This window comes from Blastomonas sp. (assembly GCF_041747255.1).
Classification (GTDB): domain Bacteria; phylum Pseudomonadota; class Alphaproteobacteria; order Sphingomonadales; family Sphingomonadaceae; genus Blastomonas.
The window spans coordinates 1-6,292 of sequence record NZ_JBGTFM010000168.1; the positions used below are offsets into that span (position 1 = coordinate 1).

A 6,292-nucleotide genomic window follows, 5' to 3' on the forward strand; every position below is an offset into this window, starting at 1 on the left:
GCGACCAGGTCCGCCGCGAGCAGCGCGTCGCTCACCCGAACAGCTCGGTCAGCGCGCGGGTGATGCGCACGGTCGATCCGGTCTCGTCGAGCACATCGCGGCGGAGGCGATGGCGCAGCGCCATTGGTGCGATGGCAACCAGATGCTTGCGGTCGGCCGATTTCGCGCCCTCTAGCGCGGCAAAGGCACGCGCCGCGCGCATCAACGTCAGTTCGCCGCGCAGGCCATCTGCACCGACCGCCTGACACAGCGTCGCGCAATCGGTCAGCGTCGCCTCCGGCATGGCGACGTTGGGCAAGGCGCGCTTGCCCCTGGCCAGCCGCCTGACGATTTTCGCGTCTTCGACCGCCCATGTCGCGGCAAAGGCGGCGCTGTCGCGTTCCTGCGCATCGCAGCGGCGCATGATCTCGATGCGCTGTTCGATATCCTGCGGGGTCTTGACCTCGACCGACAGGCCGAAGCGGTCGAGCAGCTGCGGGCGCAGCTCGCCTTCCTCAGGATTGCCGCTGCCGATCAGCACGAAGCGCGCCGGGTGCCGCACCGACAGCCCCTCGCGCTCGACCAGATTTTCACCCGACGCCGCGACATCGAGCAGCAGATCGACAAGATGATCCTCCAGCAGGTTGATCTCGTCGATATAGAGATATCCGCGATGCGCCTTGGCGAGCAGCCCCGGCTCAAACGCCTTCTCGCCGCGACCCAATGCGCGTTCCAGATCGAGCGCGCCCAGCACCCGGTCCTCGGTCGCACCCAACGGCAGATCAACGAAGGGCACGGGCACCTTGGCCGTCTTGGCTCCCTTGCCCTCTGCACATTTGTCAGGGCAGCGGTCTGCCTCCTCGGGCGCGCAATTATACCGGCACCCGGAGATTGCCAGCATCGGCGGCAACAGCGCCGAAAGCGCGCGTGCAGCGGTGGATTTACCGGTGCCGCGATCACCGAACACCATCACCCCGCCGATGCGCGGATCGACCGCAGAGATCAACAGGGCACGCTTCATTTCGTCCTGGCCGACGATGGCAGAGAATGGAAAAGGCATATGGTGTGGCTCTAACAGATTGATTGGTGACGACAAGCGGGTGTGTCAGGCAAAGTTGACGGTTGCCTGAAAATCCTCCCCGAGCTTGTCTCGGGGAGGGGGACCATCCTCAGGATGGTGGAGGGGCATTGCGCGATGGTCAGCGTGGCACAATCCGGTCACGGTTGCGCAAATGCCCCTCCACCACCCGCTTCGCGGGTGGTCCCCCTCCCCCAGCAAGCTGGGGGAGGATTTGGGTCACACAATCATCCCCTTCCTCGGCCCGATAAATCCGAACAGATAAGCCGCGACCTTGCGCATCTGGATCTCCTCTGAGCCCTCGGTGATGCGGTAGCGGCGGTGGTGGCGGTAAATGTGCTCGAACGGGGTGTGGCGCGAATAGCCCATGCCGCCGTGGACCTGCATCGCGCGGTCCGCTGCCTCGCAAACCAGCCGGTTCGCCCAGTAATTGCACATGCTGACCTTGTCGGAAAGTTCGTGCTCGATCGCCTTGTGCTCCATCCGGTCCATGTCGCACGCGGTCTTGCGGATTAGCAGGCGCAGCATCTCGGCTTGCGTCGCAAGTTCCACCAGAGGAAACTGGATGCCCTGATTTTCCGCCAGCGCCTTGCCGAAGGGCTTGCGCTGACGCGCGTATTTGACGCTCTCCTCGATGCAGAACACCGCCGCGCCCAGCGACGACGCCGCCTGCCGGATGCGGTTCTGGTGCACGAAGCTCTGCGCGAGCGCGAGGCCCCGCCCCTCCTCGCCCAGCATCGCGCTTTCCGGCACCCAGACGTCGGAAAACGACAGGCGCGGGTGATCGGTGGGCATATTGAAGGTCCACAAATATTCCTCGATCTTCAGCCCCGGTGTGTCGGTGGGCACCAGCAAGCATGTGATGCCCCTGGCATCGCCCGCCTTGCCGCCGGTGCGCACGAACAGCGCGCAGTGCGTTGCGACATGCATGCCGGTGATCCACATTTTCTCGCCATCGACGCGCCAGCCGGGCACGCCGTCGCGCGTCTCCCGCACGCCACGCGTCTCCATATGCGTCGCATCCGAACCGTGGTTGGGCTCGGTCAGGCCAAAGGCGGTGATGCGGGTGCGGTCAAACCCGCCGAGGATGAACTCGCGCTGCTGATCTTCGGTGCCGAACTGCTCGAACATCGCAACAAACGGGAAGTTGCCGACAATCGAATGTTCGTTCTGCAAATCATTGTGCAGCCCCAGCCCCTTGGCCGCGAAATGTTCGCGGATCACCGCCATCCAAAGGTTTGATCCATCCTTGCCGCCATATTTTTTGGGCGCGGAAAAACGCCAGTGACCGGCAGCATCGGAGCGGCGTTGCGCCTCGCGCAGCAGGTCCTCCCAGTCGTGCCGGGGAAGGCCGCCGTTGTCAAAATCGGTGCGCGCCCATTCGCGGCGATGATCGAAAAAGCGGATGTTGTCATCGACCTGTTCCAGCGGCTTGATCTCAGCCTCAATGAACGCGTCGAGTTCGCCAAGATAGGCGATCAGCTCTGCGGGCAGCGCGAAATCCATCGGGGCATCATCCTCTCGTGTGGTTGCCATCCACTATGGACAGGATGACCGCGACGGCAAGCGTGAAGCCTTGGCCATGGCCAGACGATTTAGTGACAGCCCTAAATGCCAATAGCCCTGCGCCGCACGCCCGGCGCGGGCGGATCAACGGCCTTGCCTGCAAAGCACTGGGCAATCGCCATCCAGGCAGTCGCATTCGGCCCTGTCACCTGAAGCGCGGTATCGGCGAGGTTGCGCGTTTGCGTGACGACCTGACAGAATTCGGCCGCCTGCCCTTCGATGCGTTCACCGACCACAGCGTCGCCAAAGGTCCAGACTTCGCCCGAGGGCGCGGTCAGCAGCAGCTGCGGCATCGGCTGGGGTGGGTCCAGCTTGCGGTTCCTGAACGTCCAGCCATACGTGTTGAGCCCCAGCACGCAGATATTCTTCAGCGCGTCGCCGTGCTCGCGTTCGATGCCCAGCACATCGAACGCGGCCTGCGCGTGCGCCCAGGTTTCCATCAGCCGCGCGGTGATTGATGACCGCGCGCTCATGCTTGGCCCCGCCCAGGGAACGCGCTGCGCCGGGTCTGCGACCGCGAAATCCGCCGCCAGCGCGCGATAGGTCAACGCCCATTGCGCGACCAAGGCTTGCCCGCTCAGCCCGCGCAGATAGGTCCGTTCAAAGCCGTTGAGGTCACCGCCGCTGCGAATGATCGCGCCGACTTCGCCCATGAACGCGGCAAAGCCCGCCTCGTCCTTGAGCGAAAGCTGCGCCGCCTCATTCCACACGTGCAAATGGCCGATGATGTCGCTGATCGTCCAGCGCTTGAACGCTGTGGGGGTGGCCAGCGTGACATCTTCCAGCGGCGCGACCAGCGCGTGCAGCCGGTCACATTCGATCAGAAAGTCTTCGGCTTGCCGCATTACAGAAAGCCCGCGAGCTCGGCCATGAACCGGTCGAACTGGTCATGGTGTAGCCAATGCCCGGCATCGGCAAATTTTGCCAGGCGGGCATCGGGGAACAGCGACAGCCGGCCATCGATCTCAGGGTCCGATGCCCAGCTTTTCTCGCCCCAGCACAGCAGGGTCGGGCAAGTGATGCGCTGCCACAGCGTTTCCATGTCACCATGCGCGATATCGAGGATCGGCCAGACACGGATGTGCGGATCGAACTTCCAGCTGTAGGTGCCGTCCTCGTTGCGGATGACCGCATGGCTGGTGAGGTGGCGCGCCTGCTCGGCATTGAGATAGCTGTTTTCACCATGCATCCGGGCCAGCGCCTCGTCAAAGCTGGCATAGCTGCGGTGCTGGCGCGTGGCCGCCGCGCGCTTGTCGTCGATCCAGCTGCGCCAGCGCTCTTGAAATGGCGTTTTCTCACGCTCGGCGAGCATTCTGGGTGACGGACCCAGCCCCTCGATCGCGACGATCTTGCGCACCTTTTCAGGATACAGCCCGGTGTAGCGCAGCGCGACATTGCCGCCGAGCGAATGCGCGACAATCGTCACCTGCTCATACTCGAACTGGTGCACCAGCTGCGCCAGATCATAAACGAGGCTCATGATCGGATAATGGCCATCGGCTGACCATTGCGAATCGCCGTGACCGCGCAGGTCGGGCGCGATGACATGCCAATCCTTGGTCAGCCTGCCCGCGACCCAGTCCCACGACCGGCAATGGTCCTGCCCGCCGTGCAGCAGGATCAGCGGCGGCGCGTCGTGATTGTCCCAATCGGCATAATGCAGGCGCAGGCGCTGCGAGTAAAAGCTGTTCGAAGCGGGTCCGGTCAATGTCATGCGCCATTCCATAGGACGAGTCGCGCGCAAAAGAAAAGGGCCGGGAGCGCGCGTTCTGCGCTCCCGGCCCCAATTCATGGCTTGCGTGTCAGATCGGCAGATCAGTTGTTACGCGCAAGTTCCCGCTTGGTCAGCGAGGTCGACACCTTGCCTTCGTCGGCGGTCAGGGTGGTGGCGCCGACGCGCACAACCTTGCCCCGGTAAATGACCAGCGCCGATCCGTCTTCGAGAACACGGGTCACCTTGCCGACGCGCTTGCCTTCGGCATCAAAGATCGTCTGGTTCTTGGAAATCAACACGTCATCCTGTGCGATCGCAGGCGCAGCGGCGGTCGAGGCGGTGAACAGCAGGGCGCCAATCAGGGCAGCGGTACGAATGGTCATAGGAACATTCCTTTCTTGGTCGGGGAGGACAAATTACCGGTCTTGCCGGACTAACCATTGCAATTTAGGCGCGCGATTAATCAGTTGCAATCTGAAATGTTGCATCTGCGAATGACTTTATTGCATATGCACACTGCGTTTGATGCAACTGCATGCAAGGTGTTCATTTCCCGATCTATTTGAGGATGGGTTCGCGCACTATGGCGGCCAATTATGTAATAATATTACGTGATCGCGATATTTTTGCAATGTCGTGTGGCAATGCCCGCCCAAAACCATCGCGCCAGTGACACGTCCACAGCTAGACAGATTGATCGATGTCGCCATGCTGTGACGATTCGCCCGCCCTGCACCGGGCTGGACTTGGGTATCTCGCAGCCATAAACAGGCATGGCCGGTATCACGCGGCGCGGAACAAACAACGGGAAGCATCATATGGTCTGGGTCATTCGTCTGCTCGTGTTGCTGTTCGGCCTTGCCTTCGTGTTTTTAGGTGCCCGCGGGATGCTCGACCCGATGTTTTTCACCCAGCAGTTTGAGCTGGGCCGTCAGGGCGCGACCGGGCAAAGCGCGTTGCGAGCGGACTTTGGTGCCTTCTTCATCGGCACCGGGCTGGCCGCGCTTGCCGGGCTGGTGCCGGGCCAGCGTCATTGGCTGCTGGGCGCGGCGACCATGGTAGCACTGGCCTTTTTTGGCCGCGCGATTGGCCTCGCGAGCGCAGGCATGACCTCCAACATCGCCAACGCCATGCTGGTCGAGGCGATTTCGGTTGCGCTGCTGGTGGCGGGCTACACGCTGCTGAGGCCCATGCCAAAAACTGAGCCCAAGGTCGAACCCGAGCCATATATCGCGCCGCAGACCGACCCGGATGACCAAAGCTTCGGCGATCCGCAAAGGGACAGTGACTTGCGCGGACCGATTGGTTAGAGCCGTTTAGGGGCGATTCTGCCATGTGCCGGGGGTGTTCGCAATCTTGCTAAAGGGTGTTGTCTTGCTGCCAGATATGGCTGCGACGCAGGCTTTGATGGAGCGCGGCTGAGCCATGGCGTCGTCCGGCCTGATCGTCACCTGTCCGCCATCGGCTGATGCCGCGCTGTTCTGGTGGCAGGCGGATGCGGGGCATATCACCGCGCGCGGACATGATTTCAGCCCGCCAACACTGCCCGCTGATGACAGCGAAACCCCGGTCATCGCGCTGATTCCGCCCGCAGACACGGTCATTCGCGTGCTCGACATGGGCGACATGACCGCCGCGCAGGCCGAAACCGCCGCGCGCTATCGTGCTGCAGAGCTGAGCATTGGCCGCGATGTGTTCGTCGCTGTGCGCGCGCTACCGGGCGGCGAGACGATGCAGGTGCTGACCGCCACCGTCGCGCGTTCGCAGCTGTCCGATCGTATGGCAGAGCTGGCGCTGCGCGGGCTGGACCCGGACATCCTGCTGCCCGTCGGCCTGTTGCTGCCCGAAACCGACAGCGCGGTGAGCGCGACCTTTGGCGACATTGGCGTTGACCGGCTGGGCATGCTGCTGCTGCCCCCCGACGAGGCGCTCAGCGCGCTGCTGCTGGGCGACAC

At 63.0% G+C, this 6,292-nt stretch carries 6 protein-coding genes and 1 pseudogene; 2 read left to right on the forward strand and 5 right to left on the reverse strand.

Annotated elements, in window-relative coordinates:
• Positions 1-31: 31 nt before the first annotated feature.
• From bchI to ACEW8G_RS06080, 5 genes are all read right to left on the reverse strand, one after another.
• On the reverse strand, positions 32-1,039 hold the full coding sequence (gene bchI, locus ACEW8G_RS06060; RefSeq protein WP_373487543.1) for a magnesium chelatase ATPase subunit I: 1,008 nt from the start codon (positions 1,037-1,039) through the stop codon (positions 32-34).
• A 237-nt stretch (positions 1,040-1,276) separates the two neighbouring features.
• Positions 1,277-2,563 carry an acyl-CoA dehydrogenase family protein gene (locus ACEW8G_RS06065; RefSeq protein ID WP_373487548.1) on the reverse strand — a complete coding sequence of 429 codons (1,287 nt, stop codon included), beginning with the start codon at positions 2,561-2,563 and terminating at the stop codon, positions 1,277-1,279.
• Between the two features lie 101 nt (positions 2,564-2,664).
• The gene (locus ACEW8G_RS06070) at positions 2,665-3,468 is read right to left on the reverse strand and encodes a TIGR03084 family metal-binding protein (RefSeq protein ID WP_373487544.1); all 804 of its coding nucleotides are present in this window, start codon (positions 3,466-3,468) and stop codon (positions 2,665-2,667) included.
• Entirely contained in the window at positions 3,468-4,337 is an 870-nt protein-coding gene (locus ACEW8G_RS06075; protein ID WP_373487545.1) for an alpha/beta fold hydrolase, read from the reverse strand. Before ACEW8G_RS06075 ends, ACEW8G_RS06070 begins: the two co-directional genes overlap by 1 nt.
• A gap of 101 nt (positions 4,338-4,438) precedes the next feature.
• The gene (locus tag ACEW8G_RS06080; protein WP_373487546.1) at positions 4,439-4,720 is read right to left on the reverse strand and encodes a hypothetical protein; all 282 of its coding nucleotides are present in this window, start codon (positions 4,718-4,720) and stop codon (positions 4,439-4,441) included.
• A 435-nt stretch (positions 4,721-5,155) separates the two neighbouring features.
• Between ACEW8G_RS06080 and ACEW8G_RS06085 the strand changes: the two genes are divergently transcribed.
• Together ACEW8G_RS06085 and ACEW8G_RS06090 are read left to right on the forward strand one after the other, a co-directional pair.
• Positions 5,156-5,647 carry a hypothetical protein gene (locus ACEW8G_RS06085; RefSeq protein ID WP_373487547.1) on the forward strand — a complete coding sequence of 164 codons (492 nt, stop codon included), beginning with the start codon at positions 5,156-5,158 and terminating at the stop codon, positions 5,645-5,647.
• Positions 5,648-5,762: 115 nt separating this feature from the next.
• Positions 5,763-6,292, forward strand: a pseudogene (locus ACEW8G_RS06090) (hypothetical protein); the annotation flags it as partial.

What these genes read in the sequence shown, in the direction of transcription:
- bchI (WP_373487543.1), bottom strand. Translation starts at nt 1,039, where the DNA reads ATGCCTTTTCCATTCTCTGCCATCGTCGGCCAGGACGAAATGAAGCGT.
- ACEW8G_RS06065 (WP_373487548.1), bottom strand. Translation starts at nt 2,563, where the DNA reads ATGGATTTCGCGCTGCCCGCAGAGCTGATCGCCTATCTTGGCGAACTC.
- ACEW8G_RS06070 (WP_373487544.1), bottom strand. Translation starts at nt 3,468, where the DNA reads ATGCGGCAAGCCGAAGACTTTCTGATCGAATGTGACCGGCTGCACGCG.
- ACEW8G_RS06075 (WP_373487545.1), bottom strand. Translation starts at nt 4,337, where the DNA reads ATGACATTGACCGGACCCGCTTCGAACAGCTTTTACTCGCAGCGCCTG.
- ACEW8G_RS06080 (WP_373487546.1), bottom strand. Translation starts at nt 4,720, where the DNA reads ATGACCATTCGTACCGCTGCCCTGATTGGCGCCCTGCTGTTCACCGCC.
- ACEW8G_RS06085 (WP_373487547.1), top strand. Translation starts at nt 5,156, where the DNA reads ATGGTCTGGGTCATTCGTCTGCTCGTGTTGCTGTTCGGCCTTGCCTTC.